This window comes from Pseudomonas oleovorans subsp. oleovorans (genome assembly GCF_002197815.1).
In the GTDB taxonomy this organism is placed as follows: domain Bacteria; phylum Pseudomonadota; class Gammaproteobacteria; order Pseudomonadales; family Pseudomonadaceae; genus Aquipseudomonas; species Aquipseudomonas oleovorans.
Window position 1 is genome coordinate 61,771 of record NZ_NIUB01000004.1, and the last position, 22,350, is coordinate 84,120.

Consider the following 22,350-nt stretch of genomic DNA (forward strand, 5'->3'; position numbering starts at 1 on the left):
AATTCCTGGCCGCTTAGAAATTCACGCCGAAGCTGAGAGCGACGAAGTCGCGGTCGACCAACGTGTTGTAACGACCATCAAAGAAGTTGGTGTAGGACAGGCTGGCGGTATAGGTGTTCTGGTAGTCGGCATCCAGGCCCAGGCTGACGGCCTTGGCGCCTTCGTTGAACAGGCCGTTGGGGCCATAGCCGTCGACATCATGGGAAAACGCTACGCTGGGACGCAGGTTGGCCCCGAGGAAAGCGTTGGAGTAGTCGAGCATCGCCCGTGCACGATAGCCCCAGGAATTGGCGGTGACATAACCGTGATCCCCATAGCGAGCCATCGAGGTTTCATTGGGGTCCACAGCGCTGCCGGTGATGCCATAGATCGGATCGCGGCCGTAGCGATTCTTGCTCTTGCTTTCCAATCCACCGACATGGGTGAAGCCGACCTCACCCACCAGAGTCAGACGGCTGGCCCCCAGCACCTGATCGATGAAGTGGGTAAAGGTGGTCTGGATCTGGGTGATTTCCTTACGGTTGTAGCCTTTCTGGATAGCGCCCGGAGCCGACGCCCCAGTCGCGGCCTGGGCCGGAGCCAGGGTCATCTGCTGGGTGTTGAGCTGAACCGGGGCATTCGGCCGATAGCTGATCTCGCCCTGCCAGGCGGTGCCGGTAGGCAGAGTAGTGGAGAAGCTCAGACCATAGAGCCTGATGTCCTCCGGATAATCCATGAAGTAGCTACCGTTGCCGACCGCCACCGCTGCAGCCGCCAAGAGTTGGGATTGAGCGCCCAATGTGGGGTTGTAGCCAGCGCCAGCTCCTGCTCCCAGGTTCGGGTTACCGTCGCCACCGGCCCCCCAGTAATTTCCCGAGTTGAACCAGTTGAGCCCACCACCGGCCATACTCGCACCCAGGGTGTTATAGATGCCCTGCCAGGCACCCACGATATTCGCCAGCGCCGCTGCATCGGCATTCTTCACGCTCAGGAAGGGCGTGCGGCTGTGGTAGTTCATGAAGTAGGCACCATACTCGGTATTGTCGCCCTGCCAGCGCAGAGCCAGGCCCCACTGCCCGTCATCGCGGGCCGTGTTGTCCTTACCACGACGAACCAGCATGCCTTCCTGGGTATAAGCCAAACCGGCATCCGCAGTGCTGGTGGGAGCCATGGCTCCTCCCAATGCAGAAGCATTCAACGCATCAACCCCCTCCAGCAAGCCAACCAGTTGACTGTTGAGAATGTTGTAATTGTCGTTGCAGCCGTTGGCAACCACATCGGCCGTGGAGAAGAAGGTGCCGCAGTTATCGACAACCGTCTGTTTCCAGCTCAGCTGATAGAAGGTCTCCATAGACAGCTGATCTGTGATGCTCTGTGCCACATAGAACATATTGACTGGGATCAGGCCTTCCTTGACTTCGGCGCCAGGACGGCGGAAGGCGGCGGCATCGACCGGGTTGATCGAGTTGATACTGTTCTGGATAAAGGTACTCTCACCCCAGCTGACCACCTGCTTGCCCAGGCGTACCGAACCAGGCTGATCGCCAATGCTGTAGTTGTGATAGACAAAGGTGTCGAGCCACTCGTAGCCAGAGGACTTGGCTCCCTGTTTACGCCCCTTGTCCTCGATATCCTTGAATGGACGACCTTCGTCTTTCAGTTCGAAGTCATACCAATACTTGCCGCGTACGAATACGCCAGTGTCACCGTACTTCAGCTCAAGGTCATGGATACCCTTGAAAATCTTGGAGAAAGTTTCACCACGTTTGAAGTTCAGCCGGCCATCGTCGCCGGTCTGGGTGTAGCCCGTGCCGCCATTGGCCTCACCAATGAAACGCTTATCCCGTTCGGCAGTCGACCAACTGGCCCCCACCGACAGCGACGAGTCGAACTGCCCTTCGATCTCACCGATATTGAAAGTGACGCCGAATGCCGGAGCGGCAAGGGTGGAAGCGAGGCTGACGGCCAGCGGCAGTTTTGCCAGGCGCCAGTAGGGTTTTGTTTTTGTTGTCATCGACGCTACTCCATGTGTTTTTTGTTATGGATGCTTTGACTATAGCCAGCGGGTGGTACTGCTTGATCCCTCGAAAGTGTGATTTGCAGCCCCCTGGCTCTCTGGCTCGCAGGTTTCAGGCCCTGCCCCTAGCCAAGCATGGACGGGAAACAGCAATTAGCAAGCCAAACGCTTGTTTGACTGAGCGGTCACTTTCACCGCCCAGTCAATTCGCACCTCACAGCGTGGACAGGAACGTGCTACCCGCCTCCTGCCACTGGGCGATTTCGACGCGAATGCGCTTCTTGTCCAGTTTGCCGACGCTGGTCTTGGGAATTTCGGTAACAAGCGCGATTTGCGTGGGAATCGCCCACTTGTTGATGTGACCTTGCTCGACGAAAGGCTTGAGGTGCTCCTTTAGCCCCTTGGCATCCAAACTCTGCGCGTCACGCAACACCACCAAGGCGAATGGCCGTTCACCCCACTGCGGATCGGGCACGCCCACCACCGCCACTTCACGTACCGCCGGGTGACGACTGATCAGGTCCTCCAGCTCCAGCGAGGAAATCCACTCACCGCCAGTCTTGATCACATCCTTGATTCGGTCGCGGATTTCGATGAAACCCATACCGTCGATGGTCGCCACATCACCGGTGTGCAGCCAACCATGTGCCCAAAGCTCCTCGCCCTTCTCAGGCTCACGGAAATAGCCCTGGGTCAGCCAGGGCGCGCGCAGCACCAGCTCGCCCTGGGACTCACCGTCGCTCGGCAGCAATTTGCCGTCGGCATCCATGATTGCGGCTTCCACCAGCGGCACCGGAATACCAGCCTTGATTCGATAGGTGGTGCGCTCGTCCTCGCTACCGGCGCGCAGCTCTTCATTGAGGTAAGCGCAGGAAATCAGCGGGCAGGTCTCGGACATGCCATAGGCCGCTGTCAGCTGGATGCCGCGCGCCTTGGCCGCCTCGTAGAGGGAGCGATTGAGCGCGCTACCACCGATGATCATCTTCATGCCGCCGAAATCATGGCCCTGCGCACCTGGCGCGCTCAGCAGCATCTGCAGAATGGTCGGCACGCAGTGGGAGAAGGTGACCTTTTCTTCCTTGATCAGGCGGCAAAGCATGTCCGGCTCGTAGCGGCCGGGATATACCTGCTTGACCCCGAGCATGGTGGCCACGTACGGCACGCCCCAGGCATGCACGTGGAACATCGGCGTGATCGGCATGTAGACATCGTCGTTGCCCATCAGGCGGATGCTGTCCAGGCCGCCCATGGTGGTCGCCATGGACATGGTGTGCAGCACCAGTTGCCGATGAGTGAAGTACACGCCCTTGGGGTTACCAGTGGTGCCAGTGGTATAGAAGGTCGTAGCCACCGAGTTCTCATCGAAATCGGCGAAGTCATAGTGCGGGCTGGCCGCAGCCAGCAGGCTCTCGTACTCGCCAACGAGGTTCGGCAGGTCGGCGTTCTTGTCTTCGCCATCGGTCAGCAGCAGGGTTTTCTCCACCGTGGTCAGTTGACCGGCAATACCGTTGTACAGCGGCACGAACTCACTGTTGACCAGCACGAAACGGTCTTCGGCATGGTTCATGGTGTAGAGAATCTGATCCGGCGACAGGCGGATGTTGATGGTGTGCAGCACCGCGCCGAGCATGGGAATGGCGAACATGCACTCCAGATAGCGGTGGCTGTCCCAGTCCATGACAGCCACGGTATCACCGGCCTTGACCCCCGCCTGGCTAAGCACGTTGGCCAGGCGCGCGACACGCTCGGTGAAGGTGGCGTAGCTGTAACGCAGCTTGTCGCGATAAACGATTTCACGGGTCTTCTCGTAACGACTACCGGAGAGCAGCAGGCGCTTGATCAGCAGCGGATAGGCGTGGGCGTTGTTGGCGGGAGGGATAAGTCGAGTCTGCAGCATGAAGTCACCTTGAGGCACGCGAGGAATAGGTATGCAACGACTCTAGAGCGGCTCATGCACAGCTAAATCAGCCCAAAGAATGATTTGCCATGTGACCCTATGGCCATTTTTGGTCACAGGTTAGAATCAATCCAGCTAGTCAGTCCTGAAACAGGCTTCATCGCCCCATACTTTCGTTCGAGGTAACACCATGTCCGATATCGTCATCGTCAGCGGCGCCCGTACTCCCATGGGCGGTTTTCAAGGCAGCCTGGCCAGCGTGCCAGCTGTCGAGCTGGGCGCTGCTGCCATTCGCGAGGCAGTCAAGCGTGCCGGTATCGAGCCAGCCGACGTGCAGGAAGTGATCATGGGCTGCGTGCTGCCCGCCGGCCTCAAACAAGGCCCGGCCCGCCAGGCGTCGCTCAATGCCGGACTGCCCTCTGCCACCGGTTGCACCACCATCAACAAGCTGTGCGGCTCGGGCATGAAGGCGGTGATGATGGCCTTCGACTCGCTGAAGGCCGGCAGCAACCAGGTAATGATCGCTGGCGGCATGGAAAGCATGTCCAACGCGCCCTATGTGCTGGAAAAGGCCCGCACCGGCCTGCGCATGGGCCATGGCGAGATCAAGGACCACATGTTCCTCGACGGCCTGGAAGACGCGCGCACTGGCCGCCTGATGGGCTCCTTCGCCCAGGAAACGGCCGACCAGTACGGCATCAGCCGCGAGGAAATGGACGCCTATGCCATCGAATCGCTGCGCCGCGCGCAAGCGGCGATCAAGGACGGCTCGCTGGACGCGGAGATCGTTCCGGTCACCGTCACCTCGCGCAAGGGTGAAGTGGTGGTCAAGGATGATGAACAGCCGCTGACGGCCAACCTGGACAAGATTCCTGCGCTCAAACCCGCCTTCAAGAAGGACGGCACCATCACCGCCGCCAACGCCAGTTCTATTTCCGACGGCGCCAGCGCACTACTATTGATGACTGCTGATGAAGCCGCCAAGCGCGGTCTCAAGCCGCTGGCCAAGGTGGTTGCCCATGCGACCCAGAGTCAGGACCCGAGCGAGTTCACCCTGGCCCCCATCGGCGCCATGGGCAACCTGCTGAAGAAGACCGGCTGGAGCAAGGATGAGATCGATCTGTTCGAGATCAACGAAGCCTTCGCCATGGTGACCATGCTCGCCATGCGCGAGCACGGCCTGGATCACGCCAAGGTCAACGTCTTCGGCGGTGCTTGCGCCCAGGGCCATCCGGTCGGCTCCACCGGCTCGCGGATCATCCTCACCCTGATCAACGCCCTGCAGAAGAAAGGCGGCAAACGCGGCGTCGCCTCGCTGTGTATCGGCGGCGGCGAAGCCACAGCAGTCGCCATCGAACTGCTGTAAACCAGCCCATCACCAAAGAGCCCCGCAACTGCGGGGCTCTCGTTTAGCAGGCGTTGAGGACGACCAGCTAGCGCATCTCGCTCAGCGCCAGCTTCACACCGATCCCGACCAACACTGCGCCCATCAGCCGATCGAACCAGTGCCCCATGCGGGCAAAGCCGGCGCGCACGCGCTGCTGGCTGAACAGCCAGGCCACCAGGCAGAACCAGAACGCGGTGGCCAGCGCCAGATAAAGGCCGTAACCGGCCTGCACCGCCACTGGCGTATGCGGGTTGATCACCACGGTGAACAGCGACAGGAAGAACAGCGTCGCCTTGGGATTCAAGCCATTGGTGATGAACCCCGTGACGAAGGCGCCACGACCGCTGCGCTCGCCGGCTGCCAGATTCAGCTCGGCACTGGCCGGGTCGGCAGGACGCGCGCGCAGCGCCTTGATGCCGATATACAGCAGGTAGGCTGCCGCCAGCCATTTCAGCGCGTTGAACAGGACGATCGACTGCGACACGATCAGGCCGATACCGAGCAACGAATAAGTGACGTGGACCAGAATCCCGGTGCCCACTCCGAAGGCGGTGAACAGTCCCGCGCGGCGACCGTAGCCGACGCTCTCGCGCACAACGATGGCGAAATCAGGCCCGGGGCTGGCCACCGCCAGCAGGTGAATCAGGGCAACGGTGAGAAATTCAGTCCAGTACATGGTGGCTCCGCATCGACGCTGAAGGTCTGGTAGGCTCGCCAATCTACTCTTGCGACCCTCCTGCGAAAAGGTACAGCTGATGAGCAACAGCCCACGCGCCGTCTTCCTCGACCACGCCTCCCTCGACCTTGGCGACCTCGACATGCAACCGCTGCATCAGGCCTTCGCCGAGCTGACCCTGCACGCGCACACGCGTCCGGATCAGGTCGCCGAACGCCTGCAAGGTGCCCAGGTCGCCATCAGCAACAAGGTGCCGCTGGACGCCGCCACCTTCGCTGCCTGCCCAGAGTTGAAACTGGTTCTGGTAACCGCTACCGGCACCAACAACATCGACCTGAAAGCCGCCAGTGCCCATGGCGTGACCGTGTGCAACTGCCAGGGCTACGGCACCCCGTCCGTGGCACAGCACACCCTGATGTTGCTGCTGGCCCTGGCCACGCGCCTGCCCGACTACCAGCGCGACATCGCTGCCGGTCGTTGGCAACAAGCCAGTCAGTTCTGCCTGCTCGATCACCCCATCGTCGAACTCGAAGGCAAGACTCTGGGCATGCTCGGCCATGGCGAACTGGGCGGCGCCGTTGCACGCCTGGCCGAAGCCTTCGGCATGCGCGTGCTGCTTGGCCAACTGCCCGGCCGCCCCGCGCGCGCCGATCGCCTGCCGCTGCACGAACTGCTGCCGCAAGTCGATGCGCTGACCCTGCACTGCCCACTCAACGAGCAGACCCGCAACATGATCGGCGCCGAGGAGCTGGCCCTGATGAAACCGCGCGCATTCCTGATCAACACCGCGCGTGGCGGCCTGGTCGACGAACAGGCCTTGGCCGATGCCCTGCGCCGTGGCCATCTGGGCGGCGCCGCAACCGACGTGCTGCTGCAGGAACCTCCGAAGGACGGCAACCCGCTACTGGCCGCCGACATTCCCCGCCTGATCGTCACCCCGCACAGCGCCTGGGGCAGCCAGGAAGCGCGCCAGCGCATCGTTGGCCAGGTCGTGGAAAACGCCGCTGGTTTCTTCGCCGGTGCGCCACTGCGAGTCGTCGGGTAAGCTGCGCAGCTTTCTTGTAGGAGCGTGCGTCGCGAGCGAACACGGTCAACAGCAAAATCTTCGCGAGCAGAGCTCGCTCCTACACCACGCGCCGTAAACAGATTCTCAGGAAATACCATGGACCCGCGAAGCGAAGTTCTCCTGCGCCAGGCCGAGCTGTTCAGTGGCGAGCTGTTACTGGCCGGCCTGCCGGCTGACGACCTGCTTGGCGCCCTGCCGCAAGCACGTGGCTGGAACTGGCATGCGGGCGATCAGGCACTGCTCACCGCACGCTTTGCCGGTCGCAGCCACTTCGACACACGCCTGCCGGAAGGCGACTACCGCGCCGCTGTGCTGTTTCTGCCCAAGTCACGCGAACTGAGCGACTACCTGCTGCAAGCGCTGGCCTCGCGCCTGGCAGGCAAAGCGCTGTACCTGGTCGGTGAAAAACGTGGCGGTATCGAACGCGCGGCGAAACAGCTGGCCGCCTATGGCAAGCCGCGCAAGCTCGACAGCGCGCGACATTGCCAACTCTGGTGCGTCGAGGTGGATCAAGCGCCAGCAGTACCCGACCTTCATGCCCTGGCACAGGGCTACCCATTGCAGTTGGCCGACGGCGCACTGGAGATCGTTACCCTGCCCGGTGTGTTCGCCCATGGCCGCCTGGATCGCGGCAGCGCATTGCTGCTGGAGCATCTGGATGACCTGCCCAGCGGCCACCTGCTGGACTTCGGTTGCGGCGCCGGCGTACTCGGCGCCGCACTCAAAAAACGTTACCCAGACAGCGAGCTGAGCCTGCTGGATGTCGACGCCTTCGCCCTGGAAAGCAGCCGGCTGACCCTGGCACGTAACGGCCTGTCAGCCAACCTGATCGCCGGCACCGGAATCGAATCGGCGCCAGAGGGGCTCAGCGCCATCGTCAGCAACCCGCCGTTCCATCAGGGCGTGCATACCGACTACCAAGCCAGCGAGAACCTGCTGAGCCAGGCGGCTCGCCACTTGATAAAAGGTGGAGAGCTGCGCCTGGTGGCCAACAGTTTCCTCAAATACCCGCAACTGATCGAGCGTCATCTCGGCCCCTGCCGCACCCTGGCAGACGCCGATGGATTCCGCATCTACAGCGCCCGACGCTGAATTGGGGTTGCTCCCAACGCGGCGCTTGGGCACAATTGCGCCCGTCCTAGGGGAGTAGTCTCCCGCGAGCGCCCTGCTCGCCCGGTATACGTCAACACACTTGCTCCGCAGAGCATGGCGTATACGACCCAAGGCCTACATAGAGAGGCCTGCGGTTTGACAAGACCTATGACACGCACAACCTATACCCGGGGCGGGAAGGTCGTTCGTGTCATAAGCCGTGTCGACCCGCCCCCTGTAGGAAACCTGATGCTGGAATCGCTGTTCGTCCCCACCCTGATCGTTGCCCTCGCCGAAATCGGTGACAAGACCCAGTTGCTCGCCCTGCTGCTGGCTGCCCGTTTTCGCAAACCCTGGCCGATCATCTGGGGCATAGTCGTCGCCACCCTGGCCAACCACTTCGCCGCTGGCGCCGTCGGCAACTGGGTCGCCGGTTTCTTCTCCCCCGCCACTCTCAGCTGGATTCTCGCTGCCAGCTTCGTCGCCGTGGCGGCCTGGACCCTGGTACCGGACAAACTCGACGACGACGAAGCATCCGGCCTGAAGAAATACGGCCCCTTCCTCACCACGCTGATTGCCTTCTTCCTCGCCGAGATGGGCGACAAGACCCAAGTCGCCACCGTGATGCTGGCCGCGCAGTACCCGCACTTCATTCTGGTGGTGGTCGGCACCACACTGGGCATGTTGATCGCCAACGTACCGGTGGTGCTGGCGGGCAATTTCGCAGCCGAACGCCTGCCGCTGACCCTGATCCGCCGCCTGGCCGCCTGCGCCTTCGCCGCGCTGGCAATCTATGCCGGCTACCAGGCGCTGAAGCTGAGCGGCCTGATCTGACGAACCACTGACGTCAACGAGCCGGCATTTCGGCCAATCCCAGCCCCCTCCTCCCTGCTGCTAAAGTGCGTGCCACGTCACATGGAGACGGCCTGCAGCCGGGAGGACAGCATGTCATTGGATGATCGCAAGAAGCTGGTGTGCCAGCACATCGACCTGGCCTGGAACAAGGGGCGCCTGGCGCTGGCTGAACAACTGCACAGCCGCGATTTCCTCTACAAGAGCTCCTTCATTGGCAGGCCGCTTGGCAGCGCCGGCTTCGTGCAGATGGTGCAGGACTTCCGCCTTGCAATGCCGAACCTGCAGGTGGTGATCGAGGAGTGCATCGCCGAAGGCTACAAGGTGGTGACCTGGAGCACCCTGATCGGCACCATCCAGAAACCCGCACTGGGCTACCCGCCCAGCGACAAGCTGCTGAGCATCTCGGCCATGGCGTTCTGGACGCTCACCTCCGGCAACGAAATCCAGGAAATCTGCACCATGCTCAACATGGAAAGCTTCCGCGCTCAATTGGGTCTGCAAACCCGTCCACTTGCCGAAACCGCCCTGCCCTGAAACGCAAACGGCGCGCCGTGAACAATCACGCCGCGCCGTTTCCTGGCCCGAAATTAACGCCCGGCCTTGGCCTGCTCGTACAGCGGCATGACCTTGGGGATCGCCGCCTGCAGTGAGGCGATACGGCTGCTGGACGACGGGTGGGTACTCATGAACTCGGGCGGTGCACCACCACCGGCGGCCTCCATCTTCTGCCACAGGCTGATGGCTGCATTGGGGTCATAGCCTGCACGAGCTGCCAGCTCCAGGCCAATCAGGTCGGCCTCGTTCTCGTTACTGCGGCTGTTGGGCAAGGTCAGGCTGTACTGCACCACGGCATCGGCCAGAGCCATGCTCGTCTCGCCCAACCCCAGCAGGGCGCTGGCCCCCTGCCTGGCGACCTGAATACCATACGCCTTGGACATCGCTTCACGGCTGTGCTCACGCAGTGCATGCGCCATCTCGTGGCCCATGATCGCGGCGATCTCGTCATCGGTCAGCTTCAGCTTCTCGATGATGCCACTGTAGAAAATGATCTTGCCGCCCGGCCCACAGTTGGCATTGAGCTCCGGGCTCTTGATCAGGTTGACCTCCCACTGCCAGTTGGCGGCATCCGGGCGAAAACGCGGTGCCTGCGGAATCAGTCGCCCGGCAATGGTCTGCAGACGCTTGGCATTGGCACTGGTCTTGTCCAGCACACCCTTGCTCGATGCTTCGCTCAACGTCTGCTGATAGGACTGCGCGTACATCTGGTTGACCTGCTCGGCCGACAGCATGCTGAACATGTACTGCTTGCGCTCCACGCCCACCGCACCGCCGCTGGTGGTGTTGACGGCCTGACAACCGGCCAGCACCAGTGCTGCAGCCAGGCCACTCAGGTAAAAAGCCTTACTCATCGAGCCATCTCCTGGAATCGGAATCACTATGCTAGGCCTCGCCCCCGGTCCGGGCAACCACAGCGGTTGCGCATCTCTGGCACGCTTTTTCCCGCTGAAAGCGTCATCGACCATGCCGTTTGCGCCAAGCGATTAAAGTTACGCTGCGCCCTTGCCGCTATCCCTTGGTGGACACATTGAGCCGGGGAGCCCCCATGAAGTTCCGATCCATCCAGTTTTCCGTTGCCTTTCTCGCCGGAGCGAGCGTACTGGCCGTGGTGGTTGCGCTGGTACTCTACGCCCTGTTCGCCAATGGGCGAACCCAGCAGGTGGTGCAAGAAAACACCCGCGGCCTGCTGCAGCAGGTCATCGAACAGCGCCTGGTAGCGCTCGCCGAGGCCCAGGTCGGTCGGTTGCAGCGGCAGTTCGAGGCGCCCATGACCCTGGCCAAGTCCGTGGCCACGCTGAACGCGCGAATGGCTCCGGGCAATGAAAGGCTGCAGCTGAGCCGCGAGGAGCTGTCCTCGCTGCTGGTCAGCTATCTGCAGGACAACCCCGACTTGCTGGACTTCTTCATCGGCTGGGAGCCCAACGCCTTCGACCAGGACGACGCAAACTACGCCGGACGCGAGGCCGAGGGCTACGACCAGACCGGACGTTTCATGCCCTGGTGGTACCGCGAGGGCGGCGCCTTCAAGGTACTGCCGCTGACCGCCGAACAGATGGAGAGCGAGAAGCGCCTGCCGACCGGCGTGCGCGAGGGCGAGTACTACCTGTGCCCGAAACAGAGCAAGCAGCCCTGCGTCATCGATCCGGCCGCCTATGATTTCGGTGGCAAGCAGGTACTGGTGTCCTCCTTCAACGCGCCCATCGTGGTCGACGGGCGCTTCCTCGGCGCGGTGGGCAACGACCTGGCGCTGGATTTCATCCAGGGCCTGCTGGAGCAGGTCAAGGGCGAACTATATGGCGGGGCCGGCGAACTGGCGCTGGTGGCCGCCAACGGCACCCTGATTGCCGCAACCCAGGACGCCGCGCTGATCAGCCAACCGGCTTCGCGGGTGCTGCCGGAGGACCTGCTGCAGGCGCTCAAAGGCGGCGACAACCACCCCATCGTGCGTCACAACGAGGCCCAGCAGCTGTTCGAGCTACTCTACCCCTTCCAGGTCGCCGGCACCTCGACGCGCTGGACCCTGGCCATCGCCCTGCCCACCTCGGCGGTGTTCGCCGAACTGCAGCAGTTGCAGTCCGACCTCGCCGCACAGGCGCACGAGGACACCCTCGGCATGGCCCTGGTGGGTCTGCTGATTGCCGGCCTCGGGCTGCTGGTGGTCTGGCTGGTCGGCTACGGCATCGCCCGCCCGCTGCGGCAGATGGTCGGCATGCTCGACAATATTGCCAAGGGCGAAGGCGACCTCACCGTACGCCTGCAGGTCGATCGCAAGGACGAACTGGGGCAGATCGCAGCGGGCTTCAACGCCTTCCTGGCCAAACTGCAAAGCATGATCGCCGCCGTGGTCACGTCGGTGCAGCAGGTCAGCGACTCCTCGGAGCACACGGCGGACATCGCCATTCGCACCAACCAGGGCGTGCAGAAGCAACTGGCCGAGATCGAGCTGGTCGCCACCGCCGTGCACGAAATGACCGCCACCGCCCAGGACGTCGCGCGCAACGCCACCCATGCCGCCGAAGCCGCCAACCACGCCGACCAGGCGGCCAATCAGGGCAAGCAGGTGGTGCAGGAAACCTCGGCGGCCATCGCCGCACTGGCCAGCGAGATCGGCCGCGCCGTGGGCGTGGTACAGAACCTGGCCAAGGACAGCGAGAACATCAACGCCATCCTCGTCGCCATACGCGGCATTGCCGAGCAGACCAACCTGCTCGCCCTCAATGCCGCCATCGAGGCAGCCCGCGCCGGCGAGCAAGGCCGTGGTTTCGCCGTGGTTGCTGACGAGGTACGCAACCTGGCGCAGAAGACCCAGCAAGCCACCGAAGAAATCCAGAACATGATCCAGCAACTGCAGCAGGGCACCCGCGAAGTGGTCAAGGTGATGGAGCAGAGCCAGAGCAAGACCGACGACAGCGTGGAGCACGCCAACCAGGCCGCTCAATCGCTGGAGTCCATCACCCAGGCGGTGTCGGTGATCAATGACATGAACACGCAGATCGCCAGCGCCGCCGAGGAGCAGAGCGCCGTGGCCGAGGACATCAACCGTAACGTCACCAATATCGGCCTGGTCGCCAACGAGGTGGCCAGCGGTGCCGACGAAGCCAGCCAGGCCAGCGCCCAACTGACCAAGCTGGCCGAACAGCAACGCAGGCTGATCAACCAGTTCAAGGTGTAAGGGACTTCATCAGGTAGGGTGCGCCGCGTGTTCAGCCGGGGCGGCCCTCGACACCCTGCGCAGGCTCAAGCCGGAGTGAGGCACTCCGGCGCATCCAACTGCGGATCGTTGACCAGCGTTGCCAGCGCGCGCTCACGCAGCGCCATCTGCGGCTTGAGCAGTAGCGCTGCCAGTTGCTCGGGCGGCGTGTCATTACTCAACCACAACGCCTGTTCGTGCTCGACGAGAATCAAGGGCCGCCGCAGCGTGGCAGCTTCCTGAGTGATCAGCGCTACGCTCAGGTACTCCTGCCCGCCCACCGGATAAAGCTCCCACAACGCCGCGAAATACATCAGCGGCTCACCGCTGCTCATCCAGTAAGGCCGCTTGCGCGCGCCCCCGCGCCATTCATAGAAACCGTTGGCCGGCAACAGCGCGCGACGCTGGCGAAAGGGCTCACGGAACATCGGCTGCTCGGCCAGGGTTTCGGCGCGGGCATGAGCCGGGGTCTTGGACAGATCCTTGAGCCAGGCCGGCGTCAGCCCCCAACGCGCCGCGGCCACTTGCGGCCCTTGCTCGCCAGCACGCAACATCAGCACCTGACCGTTGGGCGCCAGGTTCCAGTGCGGCTTCTGGTCAGCGGGAAAGCCGGGCAACGCCGCAAAAGCGGGCGACCAGCGGAACAGGGCATAACGTCCACACATGAAACGACTCGACAGGCAGGGGGCGCGTCAACAGAGCAACACGCCCTGAAAGGACTCTGGCTCATCGCCAGGCACAGGTTGCGCCGCATTGTACTCAGCGATCAGCGTACGCGCCCGTTCGGCGTACGGCTCAGCGACGACCAAACCGAGCAGGCCGCATGCCGGCAACTCCCCCACCGCACCGACCAGATGCTGACCGAGCAGGTGCGCCTCGACGCCCTCACTGGCCAGCATGTCCACCAGCATCTGTCCTTCCAGCAGGCTTTCCGGCTCGTAGATTCGTTGCATCAGTCGTTCTCCCCGCGAACGTCCAATTCCCACACGGTGCCGTCCGTACGCAGCTCGAACTCGATCGGCCGGTAGCATACCGGACAGTCCTCGATATAAACCTGATCACCGCCGGAAAGATCCAGCACGGCCTCGGCCGGCTCCCCCCAGTAAGGGCAATAATACGACTCGCTTTCCAGCATCGCGGCCTCCTTGTGACTTGGCGTTATAATCGCCGGTCTACTGCTCACCCTGTTTAAGCAGCCCCCTTTCAACCTTAGCCGTTCTAGAACAAGAGAGCATGATGGGCGCATTCGATGCCATCCGACCCTATGCCGATGCAGAAGTGCGTCCCGTACTGGCGCGCCTGCTCGCCGACCCGGCGTTTCTCGGCGCCCTCACCCGTTTTCGCTTCCCGCGCCTGGCCGGGCCACTCGGTTGGCTGCTCAAGCCGCTGATCGCCGCGCGGCTGCGCAGCGAGTTCGCCAGCATCGATTCGGTTTCCAAGCTGCAGGAAAAGATCGAACCCTATATTGATCGCACCATCGAGCATGCCACTGACGGCATCAGCTACTCCGGCCTGGAACACCTGCAACCGGGCAAGCCCTACCTGTACCTGGCCAACCATCGCGATATCGTCATGGACCCGGCCTTCGTCAACTACGCCGTCTATCACGCCGGCCTGCAGACGCCGCGTATCGCCATCGGCGACAACCTGCTGCAGCGCCCCTTCGTCAGCGACCTGATGCGCCTGAACAAGAGCTTCATCGTGCACCGCTCGATCAGCGGGCGCCGCGAGAAGCTGGCGGCCTATCAATTGCTCTCGGCCTATATCAACCACTCGATTCGCGAAGATGGCGAGTCGATCTGGATCGCCCAGGCCGAGGGCCGCGCCAAGGACGGTGACGACCGTACCGACTCAGCCATCCTCAAGATGTTCCACATGAGCCGCAAGGACGAGCCGTTCGCCGAGGTCATCGACTCGCTGAACCTGATCCCGGTCTCGATCAGCTACGAGTACGATCCCTGCGACCTGGCCAAGGCCCGCGAACTCTGCGTGCGCGCCGCCACGGGCAGCTATACCAAGGCGCCGGGCGAAGACGACGCCAGTATCGCCCTGGGCATCACCGGTTACAAAGGGCGCGTGCATCTGCACTTCAGTCCGCCTGTCGCGGGTCTGGAGGACACCAAGCAGCTTGCTCAGGAGATAGATCGTCACATTCTCGGCCAGTATCGCCTGTTCCCCGTGCACTACCTGGCCTACGCCATGTGGGAAGGGCGCGAGGCCGAGCTGAACGTGCCGGCAGCGAGCGAAGTATTCGATGCCGCGGAACTGGCCAAGGCCGAAGCGCAGTGGAACAAGCGCCTGGCCGCCTGCAGCGCCGAGGAGAAACCGTTCCTGATCCTGCAGTACGCCAATCCGGTGCGCAATCAGTACCGGATCAAGGCGGGTCTGCCTCTGTAAGAACCCCGCGCTACAAACGAAAACGGCAGCCATCAGGCTAATGCTGATCAGATAAGTTCGTCACCACCCCCTCCTACTTGCAGTAGAGGGGGCGCTTTTCGTAGGAGCCAGCTTGCTGGCGATGCTTTTTATGGCGGACCGCCGGCAAGCCGGCTCCTACAAAGATCGAGTGCAACGGCTTAACTGACTGGCATTAGCCATCAGGCTGACGTTTTCGTTTATCGCTCAAGCATCAAAGCCGCGTGCTGAGCCAGGACAGCAGCAGGGCTGCGCCCAGGCAGATGGCCCCGAAACGGTAGAAGAAGCGGTTGATGCGCACAGTGCGCTCATCCTGTGCTTCGCTATCGTCCAGCTCACCCTGAGCCAGCACGCGCGCCATACCGCGCTGCTCACGCAAGCGGGTCATCAGACACAGCCAGGCTCCCGCCAACGCGAAGAACAATGCCAACGAATTCACCGCTCCGGCCGGATGGGCGAGGAACAGCGACCACAACATCTGCAGCGACATGCAACACCTCGAGAACAGCATGGTGCAGCAACCCCGCCACTGCACCAGAATGGGGATTTCGGCCGAGAAACGGTGCGTCTCGACCCTCGAAAAGTCATCGCGCAGTGTACTGAACTAGCGCATTTATAAGGTTCGTTCCCGACGAACGCGGCCCGCTATCCCGAAATCGTCTGAAAACTGTCCTATGCCTGGCCTAGGGTTTGTATCTCCAACAGTGACCATGCAGTCACGACTATTGCTGAAGCCAAACCCCAACGTCCCTGGAGGACCTGCCATGCTTAATTCACAACCGCTGGATCGCGATTACCTGATCGACTCGCTGGATGAAGTGGACGCCGTGGTCGACGAACTATCCTTCAACGTACAGGACCAGCATTGGCTGGTGTACTGCGCCCTTGGCGGCCACGAGCATTACGACCTACCGGACATCGACAACCGCACCGGCATGAGCCTGCCGGAGTTCTACGCCGAAGCGGCATGAAACCCCAGGACAAATGAAAACGCCCCGCAATGCGGGGGCGTTGTTGTTTGCGGCGCTACAAATTACTGGAGCAGCACCTGGCCAATGGTCGGGTCCTTGAAGGCGCGGGTCAGCGCATCGCTAAGCACTTCACCCACCAGCTTGGTATTGGTCTGCTGGTTCGGGGCGGTGCCGAAACGCTGATTCAGCGAGGCACCGTAACGACCGGTGTAGCGACGGCTACCGCCCTGCACGTCAGCGCGAATGGAAGCGGAGATATCGGCCTCGGTGACGTACATGCCTTCTTTCGGCGACTGGTACTTCAGCTCCGCCAGGGTGATGGTCAGCTGTGGCGCGTTGTAGGCATTGGCCGACGGGGTGAAGCCGAGCAGACGCACGGCAGCCTCGGCCTCGGCCTGTAGCTTGGGCAGTACGTGCTCGCTGCTCACGCTGATCGTACTGGTTTCTGGATACAGGCCACCGCGGGTACCAAGCACCGGCGAAGGACGGCCATCGACTACGCGCACCACCACCGGTTGGCCCTGACCCACGGGAGTCAGAGAGCTGGTGAGCTTGGGTTGCGGGGTGAGTTGCTGAGGGCTGAGGGCGCAACCGGCCAGAGTCAGGCTGGCGGCAGCAAGCAAGGCGATCAACACACGGTGCAGCATGCTCATCTCTCCGAGTGAGGTAAAAGTGGCCGGCAGTATACCCAGCGCGGCCTGAGGCCGACAGTGGTGCAGCATAGGACCGTCAGCACAGCGTTGCGGTTCCTGTCATCAGCCTGTCACCACGCCCTGGCATAAAGGCACCCGTCATCACGCTGGAGCCTTCACCATGCTGTTGCGCCGCCTGTTCAGCCGCGCTCGCCCGATGCGCCATTTTGCCCTGATCGATGGTCAGGGAATTTGCCGCGCCCTATGACAGATGCAGGAACACCCGAGCCAAGCTGGCTGGGTGGAAGTTCGCGAGCCGAGCATCTCCTGGCTGGGCTCCCCCTTGCCCGCCAATGCCCAGATCACCCCGGTCGTCACACACGCACCAGCCGCTCGCCCGTTGGCGGCCTGACCGGCGGAAGAATAAAAGTCACGCCGGGGCGATCAATTTCCCCTCATTCACCGTTATAATCGCGCCCCGATTATAAGGACGTCTCCTGATCGGGCCGCACGACCTCGCCGATGCAATGTCATCGCCCCGCCCCAGAGAGTCGCCCACTTCGAGCTGCCGCTTCCGGCCAGCCGCTTTCAGCCCATATGCAGAGCCGATCGCAGCCATGCATTGCATGATTTGCACGGGCAAAAGCGCGCCGAGGCAGTCGAGCTTTTGAGGTTCACCGCTCCAAAAGAGCGTGAAAAAACGGTTTTTACAAACTTCACAAGAGTGTGGCGAACAGATGAACAGTTTTGCGTCCGCAAATCCCAGCCTTAACCCTCACCACCGAACGACGTGGCATCACGCCTGAGTCTGCCGGTATCGCCCTGAAAGGCCGAACGGCCGTCCATCTGGTGCAGTTTTTCTTGGAGAGAGGTTAATGGCGCATAACGATTACCAAAGCGTAGATGTGGTGCTGGTTGGCGCCGGCATCATGAGCGCGACCTTGGGCGTATTGCTCAAGGAACTCAATCCCGGCCTCACGCTGGAAGTGGTAGAGCAGCGCGAGTCCGGCGCAGTGGAAAGCTCCAACCCCTGGAACAACGCCGGCACCGGTCACGCCGCGCTGTGCGAGCTGAACTACACCCCGGAAGGTGTTGACGGCAGTATCGACATCAAGAAGTCGGTCAGCATCAACGCCCAGTTCGAAGAGTCCAAGCAGTTCTGGGCCTACCTGATCGAGAAAGGTGCGATCAACGCGCCGAAGACCTTCATCAACCCGGTGCCGCACATGAGCTTCGTGCGCGGCAACAGTGGTATTGCCTTCCTCAAGAAGCGCTTCGAGGCCCTGCGTCAACATCACGCCTTCGCCGAGATGGAATACACCGAGGATCGCGCCACCATCGCCGAATGGGCGCCGCTGCTGATTCCGGGCCGTGATGCCAACGAGCCGCTGGCGATGACCCGCGTGCAGGCCGGTACCGACGTCAACTTCGGCGCGGTCACCGAGCAGATGCTCGCCTACCTGACCACCCAGCCTGACGCCAAGGTCACCTGCAACCAGAAGGTCACCGACCTCAAGCGCGACGGTGAAGGCTGGCTGGTGGACATCAAGGACACCCGCTCCGGCGCCACGCGCCAGCTCAAGAGCAAGTTCGTCTTCCTTGGCGCTGGCGGCGGCGCACTGCCGTTGCTGCAGCTGTCCGGCATCCCCGAAGGCAAAGGCTTCGGCGGCTTCCCGGTGAGCGGCCAGTGGCTGCGTTGCGACAACCCTGAGATCGTCAAGCAGCACCAGGCCAAGGTCTACAGCCAGGCTGCCGTCGGCTCACCACCGATGTCGGTACCGCACCTCGATACCCGCGTGGTCGATGGCAAGAAATCCCTGCTGTTCGGCCCCTACGCCGGCTTCACCACCAAGTTCCTCAAGTACGGTTCGTTCCTCGACCTGCCGCTGTCGGTACGCCCCAACAACCTCGGCCCGATGCTGGCGGTGGCGCGCGACAACATGGACCTGACCCGCTACCTGATCAAGGAAGTGATGCAGTCCGAAACGCAGCGCCTGGAAACCCTACGCGGCTTCTACCCGAAGGCCAAGGCCGAGGACTGGCGTCTGGAAGTGGCCGGCCAGCGCGTGCAGATCATCAAGAAGGATCCGAAGAAAGGCGGCGTGCTGCAATTCGGTACCGAACTGGTGGCAGCAGCCGACGGCACCATCGCCGCATTGCTCGGCGCCTCGCCGGGTGCTTCGGTGACTGTGTCGATCATGCTCGACCTGATTCGCCGCTGCTTCCCCGAACAGGCCAAGAGCGACGACTGGCGCAGCAAACTGGACCAGATCTTCCCGGCCATGGCCGATGTTCTGTCCAGCGACGCCGCGCGCTACCACGAAGTGCAGACGCAATCGAATCAGCGCCTGCAGCTCGACATCCCCAGCGCCTGATTGGCAGCAGCACGTTGAACCGCCAAGGATGGCGGCAACCCAAACCGCCCCTCAAGGTAATGCCTGCCAGGCAAGTGTCGACGCATCGAATCTGTAGGAGCGGCGCCCCGCCGCGAACAAGGGCGGCGCGCTTCTGAAAAGCTTCGCCCCGAGGCGGGGCTCCTACGCAAGACAGCGCGGTAACCTTACCTGCTTTCGGGGCGTTTTTTATTACTGCTGCCCCCAGGGCAGGATCGGAATGGCCGTCACCGCATTCTGCGGGCTACCCTCGATCACCCGGTCGCTGTAGACCAGATACACCAGGGTGTTGCGCTTGCTGTCGAAGAAACGCACCACCTGCATGGTCTTGAACACCAGCGAAGTGCGCTCCTTGAACACCTCCTCGCCGTCTTTGAGCGTGCCTTTGAATGCAATGGGACCGACCTGGCGGCAGGCGATGGAGGCCTCGGCCCGATCCTCGGCCAGGCCCAGACCACCCTTCACCCCACCGGTCTTGGCACGCGACAGGTAGCAGGTCACGCCCGACACCTTGGGGTCATCGAAGGCCTCGACGACGATCTTGTCGTTCGGCCCGACCCATTTGAACACCGTCGACACTTCACCGATGGTTTCGGCCAGCGCCAGACCGGGCAGCATCAGCAGGCTCAGCACATATCCCTTGAACAGACGCATACATGCTCCTTAGACGAGAATCAAATTGTCGCGATGCACCAGCTCCGGCTCATCGACATAGCCCAGCAGCTTCTCGATGGCGTCCGACGGCTGGCCGATGATCTTCTGTGCTTCCAGCGCGCTGTAGTTGACCAGGCCACGGGCGACCTCACGGCCGTCAGGCGATACGCAGACCACCATTTCGCCACGCCGGAAGCTACCCTGCACCGCCTTCACGCCGACCGGCAGCAGGCTCTTGCGATCCTGACTCAGCGCCTTCACTGCACCAGCGTCCAGCACCAGGGTACCGCGGGTCTGCAGGTGGCCGGCCAGCCATTGTTTGCGGGCCGCCAGCAGGCCACGCTCGGGGGCCAGCAAAGTACCCAGGCGCTCGCCGGCCTTGAGACGAGCCAAGACCTGCTCGATGGCACCGCCGACGATCACCGTATGCGCACCGGAACGCGCCGCCAGGCGCGAAGCGCGCAGCTTGGTCTGCATGCCGCCACGCCCCAACGCACCACCAACGCCACCGGCCACGGCATCCAGCGCCGGATCATCGGCACGCGCTTCGAAAATCAGCTCGGCATCCGGATTGTGCCGCGGATCGGCGGTGTACATGCCGTCGCGATCGGTGAGGATTACCAGTAAATCGGCCTCCACCAGGTTGGCCACCAGCGCTGCCAAGGTATCGTTGTCGCCGAAGCGGATTTCATCGGTGACCACGGTGTCGTTCTCGTTGATCACCGGGATCACATCGAGATTCACCAGCGTGCGCAAGGTGCTGCGTGCATTGAGGTAGCGCTTGCGGTCGGACAGGTCGTCATGGGTCAGGAGGATCTGTGCGGTGCGCATGCCATGCTCGGCGAAGCTCGACTCCCAAGCCTGCACCAGGGCCATCTGGCCAATCGCAGCAGCGGCCTGCAGTTCGTGCATCGCGCTAGGTCGGCTGGTCCAGCCCAGGCGGCTCATGCCGGCCGCCACCGCACCGGAAGACACCAGCACCAGCTCGACGCCCTGCTCACGCAGCGCCACCATCTGCTTGACCCATACCGCCATGGCCGCACGATCCAGGCCACGCCCGTCAGCGGTCAGCAGCGCACTGCCGATCTTCACCACCCAGCGCCGCGCGCCGGTCACCTTGTCACGCATGATCTTCCAACCTTAGCCAGAACGCCCACTTAGGAAACCCTGAAAAAGCCTCAGCGTCACTCCCGCGAAGGCGGGAGTCCAGGTGCTGCGATGTTTCTGGATTCCCGCTTACGCGGGAATGACGACTGCTTCAGAGCATCCCTTACAAAAACGCCGCAATTAAGCGGCGTTGGAAATTTGCTTAATCCCGGACGTAAATGATTTCCGGGCCGTCGTCGTCTTCTTCGTCGAAGAAATCATCGTCTTCGTCGATATCATCGACACTGCGCACACCGGATTTACGCAGCGCACGCTGGTCGTCCAGCGCCTGCAGACGGGCACGCGCCTCGTCTTCGATACGCTGATCCAACTCGGCCAGCTCCTCGGCGAAGACCGGGTCCTCGGCGATGCGCTCGACGCGCACTTCCAGGTAATGCATGATGTCGCGGCTGATGCGCTCGGTACCGTCGCGGCTGATGGCCGAAACCACGTAAACCGGGCCCTGCCAGTTCAGGCGAGCCACGATATCGGCCTTGCGTGCCTCGCGCTCGTCCTCGGGCACCTGGTCCATCTTGTTCAGCACCAGCCAGCGATCACGCTCGGCCAGTGCCGGGCTGAAGCGTGCCAGCTCGTCGATGATCACCTGCGCCGACTCGGCCGGGTCGCTCTCGTCCAGCGGCGCCATGTCCACCAGATGCAACAGCAGACGCGTACGCGCCAGGTGCTTGAGGAAGCGAATGCCCAGACCGGCACCCTCGGAAGCGCCTTCGATCAGACCGGGGATGTCGGCGACGACGAAGCTCTTGAAGCGATCAACGCTGACCACGCCCAGGTTCGGCACCAGGGTGGTGAAGGGGTAATCGGCGACCTTCGGCTTGGCCGCGGAAACCGCGCGGATGAAAGTGCTCTTGCCGGCATTGGGCAGACCGAGCAGACCGACGTCAGCCAGCACCTTCAGCTCCAGCTTGAGATCGCGCGACTCGCCCGGCTTGCCCGGCGTGGTCTGACGCGGCGCACGGTTGGTGCTGGACTTGAAGCGGGTGTTACCCAGGCCATGCCAGCCGCCCTGGGCGACCATCAGGCGCTGACCCGGCTTGACCAGATCACCGATCACTTCCTGGGTGGCCACGTCGATCACCGTGGTGCCGACCGGTACCGGCAGAATCAGATCCTCGCCCTTGGCCCCGGTGCAATCGGTGCTGCCGCCTTTCTCGCCATTCTGCGCGTGGAATTTGCGCGTATAGCGGTAGTCGATCAGGGTGTTGAGGTTGGCGTCGGCTTCGAGGAATACCGAGCCGCCGTCACCGCCGTCACCGCCGTTGGGGCCGCCCTTCTCGATGAACTTCTCACGACGGAAGCTCATCATGCCGTTACCGCCGTCACCGGCCTTTACAAAAATCGAAACTTCGTCGACGAATTTCATGGATATGCCTCCCGCTTCATCTGCGGGCTGGGGGAACG

The 22,350-nt window shown here is 62.4% G+C and carries 21 protein-coding genes and 1 riboswitch; of the genes, 9 read left to right on the top strand and 12 right to left on the bottom strand.

Annotated elements, in window-relative coordinates; translation table 11 throughout:
* Positions 1 to 13: 13 nt before the first annotated feature.
* Complete coding sequence (locus PSOLE_RS03145; protein ID WP_074855264.1) at positions 14 to 1,993, bottom strand: DUF1302 domain-containing protein; 1,980 nt, start codon at positions 1,991 to 1,993, stop codon at positions 14 to 16.
* Between the two features lie 217 nt (positions 1,994 to 2,210).
* Positions 2,211 to 3,893 (bottom strand): fatty acid--CoA ligase, encoded by a 1,683-nt coding sequence (locus PSOLE_RS03150; protein WP_074855265.1) that lies wholly within the window; start codon positions 3,891 to 3,893, stop codon positions 2,211 to 2,213.
* Positions 3,894 to 4,083: 190 nt separating this feature from the next.
* Here PSOLE_RS03150 and PSOLE_RS03155 point away from each other — a divergent pair, with 190 nt between their 5' ends.
* The gene (locus PSOLE_RS03155; protein WP_074855266.1) at positions 4,084 to 5,259 is read left to right on the top strand and encodes a thiolase family protein; all 1,176 of its coding nucleotides are present in this window, start codon (positions 4,084 to 4,086) and stop codon (positions 5,257 to 5,259) included.
* 67 nt (positions 5,260 to 5,326) lie between these two features.
* On the opposite strand, the gene PSOLE_RS03160 is transcribed toward PSOLE_RS03155, so the two are convergent.
* Positions 5,327 to 5,956, bottom strand: a complete 630-nt coding sequence (locus PSOLE_RS03160) for a LysE family translocator (protein WP_021489368.1) — start codon at positions 5,954 to 5,956, stop codon at positions 5,327 to 5,329.
* Positions 5,957 to 6,035: 79 nt separating this feature from the next.
* Between PSOLE_RS03160 and PSOLE_RS03165 the strand changes: the two genes are divergently transcribed.
* From PSOLE_RS03165 to PSOLE_RS03180, 4 genes are all read left to right on the top strand, one after another.
* A complete protein-coding gene (locus tag PSOLE_RS03165; RefSeq protein WP_021489369.1) occupies positions 6,036 to 7,001 on the top strand; it encodes a 2-hydroxyacid dehydrogenase in 966 nt (321 codons plus the stop codon).
* Between the two features lie 117 nt (positions 7,002 to 7,118).
* Positions 7,119 to 8,114 carry a class I SAM-dependent methyltransferase gene (locus PSOLE_RS03170; RefSeq protein ID WP_074855267.1) on the top strand — a complete coding sequence of 332 codons (996 nt, stop codon included), beginning with the start codon at positions 7,119 to 7,121 and terminating at the stop codon, positions 8,112 to 8,114.
* 37 nt (positions 8,115 to 8,151) lie between these two features.
* A riboswitch (yybP-ykoY riboswitch) is annotated at positions 8,152 to 8,272 on the top strand.
* A gap of 94 nt (positions 8,273 to 8,366) precedes the next feature.
* Positions 8,367 to 8,948: a TMEM165/GDT1 family protein gene (locus PSOLE_RS03175; RefSeq protein ID WP_088339292.1), complete on the top strand. Its 582-nt coding sequence runs from the start codon at positions 8,367 to 8,369 to the stop codon at positions 8,946 to 8,948.
* Positions 8,949 to 9,059: 111 nt separating this feature from the next.
* The gene (locus PSOLE_RS03180) at positions 9,060 to 9,503 is read left to right on the top strand and encodes a ketosteroid isomerase-related protein (protein ID WP_074855268.1); all 444 of its coding nucleotides are present in this window, start codon (positions 9,060 to 9,062) and stop codon (positions 9,501 to 9,503) included.
* Between the two features lie 53 nt (positions 9,504 to 9,556).
* Here the strand turns inward: PSOLE_RS03180 and PSOLE_RS03185 are convergent, their stop codons facing one another.
* Positions 9,557 to 10,378 carry a M48 family metallopeptidase gene (locus tag PSOLE_RS03185; RefSeq protein WP_074855269.1) on the bottom strand — a complete coding sequence of 274 codons (822 nt, stop codon included), beginning with the start codon at positions 10,376 to 10,378 and terminating at the stop codon, positions 9,557 to 9,559.
* Between the two features lie 194 nt (positions 10,379 to 10,572).
* On the opposite strand from PSOLE_RS03185, the gene PSOLE_RS03190 reads away from it, so the two are divergent.
* Positions 10,573 to 12,699, top strand: a complete 2,127-nt coding sequence (locus PSOLE_RS03190; RefSeq protein WP_074855270.1) for a methyl-accepting chemotaxis protein — start codon at positions 10,573 to 10,575, stop codon at positions 12,697 to 12,699.
* Positions 12,700 to 12,764: 65 nt separating this feature from the next.
* Here PSOLE_RS03190 and PSOLE_RS03195 read toward each other — a convergent pair whose 3' ends face one another.
* From PSOLE_RS03195 to PSOLE_RS03205, 3 genes are read right to left on the bottom strand one after another with little or no spacing between them, the layout of a single operon-like run.
* Positions 12,765 to 13,382, bottom strand: coding sequence for an SOS response-associated peptidase (locus PSOLE_RS03195; protein ID WP_074855271.1), 618 nt, complete (start codon positions 13,380 to 13,382; stop codon positions 12,765 to 12,767).
* A 27-nt stretch (positions 13,383 to 13,409) separates the two neighbouring features.
* Positions 13,410 to 13,670 carry a putative signal transducing protein gene (locus PSOLE_RS03200; RefSeq protein WP_004424519.1) on the bottom strand — a complete coding sequence of 87 codons (261 nt, stop codon included), beginning with the start codon at positions 13,668 to 13,670 and terminating at the stop codon, positions 13,410 to 13,412.
* Complete coding sequence (locus PSOLE_RS03205; RefSeq protein ID WP_074855272.1) at positions 13,670 to 13,852, bottom strand: CPXCG motif-containing cysteine-rich protein; 183 nt, start codon at positions 13,850 to 13,852, stop codon at positions 13,670 to 13,672. Before PSOLE_RS03205 ends, PSOLE_RS03200 begins: the two co-directional genes overlap by 1 nt.
* Before the next feature lie 98 nt (positions 13,853 to 13,950).
* Here PSOLE_RS03205 and PSOLE_RS03210 point away from each other — a divergent pair, with 98 nt between their 5' ends.
* Entirely contained in the window at positions 13,951 to 15,114 is a 1,164-nt protein-coding gene (locus PSOLE_RS03210; RefSeq protein ID WP_074855273.1) for a 1-acyl-sn-glycerol-3-phosphate acyltransferase, read from the top strand.
* A 232-nt stretch (positions 15,115 to 15,346) separates the two neighbouring features.
* On the opposite strand, the gene PSOLE_RS03215 is transcribed toward PSOLE_RS03210, so the two are convergent.
* Positions 15,347 to 15,622, bottom strand: a complete 276-nt coding sequence (locus PSOLE_RS03215) for a hypothetical protein (protein ID WP_074855274.1) — start codon at positions 15,620 to 15,622, stop codon at positions 15,347 to 15,349.
* A 274-nt stretch (positions 15,623 to 15,896) separates the two neighbouring features.
* On the opposite strand from PSOLE_RS03215, the gene PSOLE_RS03220 reads away from it, so the two are divergent.
* On the top strand, positions 15,897 to 16,103 hold the full coding sequence (locus PSOLE_RS03220; RefSeq protein ID WP_004424534.1) for a hypothetical protein: 207 nt from the start codon (positions 15,897 to 15,899) through the stop codon (positions 16,101 to 16,103).
* A 62-nt stretch (positions 16,104 to 16,165) separates the two neighbouring features.
* Here PSOLE_RS03220 and PSOLE_RS03225 read toward each other — a convergent pair whose 3' ends face one another.
* On the bottom strand, positions 16,166 to 16,750 hold the full coding sequence (locus PSOLE_RS03225) for a YajG family lipoprotein (RefSeq protein ID WP_017675392.1): 585 nt from the start codon (positions 16,748 to 16,750) through the stop codon (positions 16,166 to 16,168).
* Between the two features lie 860 nt (positions 16,751 to 17,610).
* On the opposite strand from PSOLE_RS03225, the gene mqo reads away from it, so the two are divergent.
* Positions 17,611 to 19,110, top strand: a complete 1,500-nt coding sequence (mqo, locus tag PSOLE_RS03235) for a malate dehydrogenase (quinone) (protein ID WP_004424538.1) — start codon at positions 17,611 to 17,613, stop codon at positions 19,108 to 19,110.
* Positions 19,111 to 19,320: 210 nt separating this feature from the next.
* Here the strand turns inward: mqo and PSOLE_RS03240 are convergent, their stop codons facing one another.
* From PSOLE_RS03240 to cgtA, 3 genes are all read right to left on the bottom strand, one after another.
* Positions 19,321 to 19,782, bottom strand: a complete 462-nt coding sequence (locus PSOLE_RS03240) for a CreA family protein (RefSeq protein ID WP_004424540.1) — start codon at positions 19,780 to 19,782, stop codon at positions 19,321 to 19,323.
* 9 nt (positions 19,783 to 19,791) lie between these two features.
* On the bottom strand, positions 19,792 to 20,910 hold the full coding sequence (gene proB / locus PSOLE_RS03245; protein WP_074855275.1) for a glutamate 5-kinase: 1,119 nt from the start codon (positions 20,908 to 20,910) through the stop codon (positions 19,792 to 19,794).
* Positions 20,911 to 21,091: 181 nt separating this feature from the next.
* Positions 21,092 to 22,312: an Obg family GTPase CgtA gene (gene cgtA, locus PSOLE_RS03250; protein ID WP_074855276.1), complete on the bottom strand. Its 1,221-nt coding sequence runs from the start codon at positions 22,310 to 22,312 to the stop codon at positions 21,092 to 21,094.
* Positions 22,313 to 22,350: the final 38 nt, after the last annotated feature.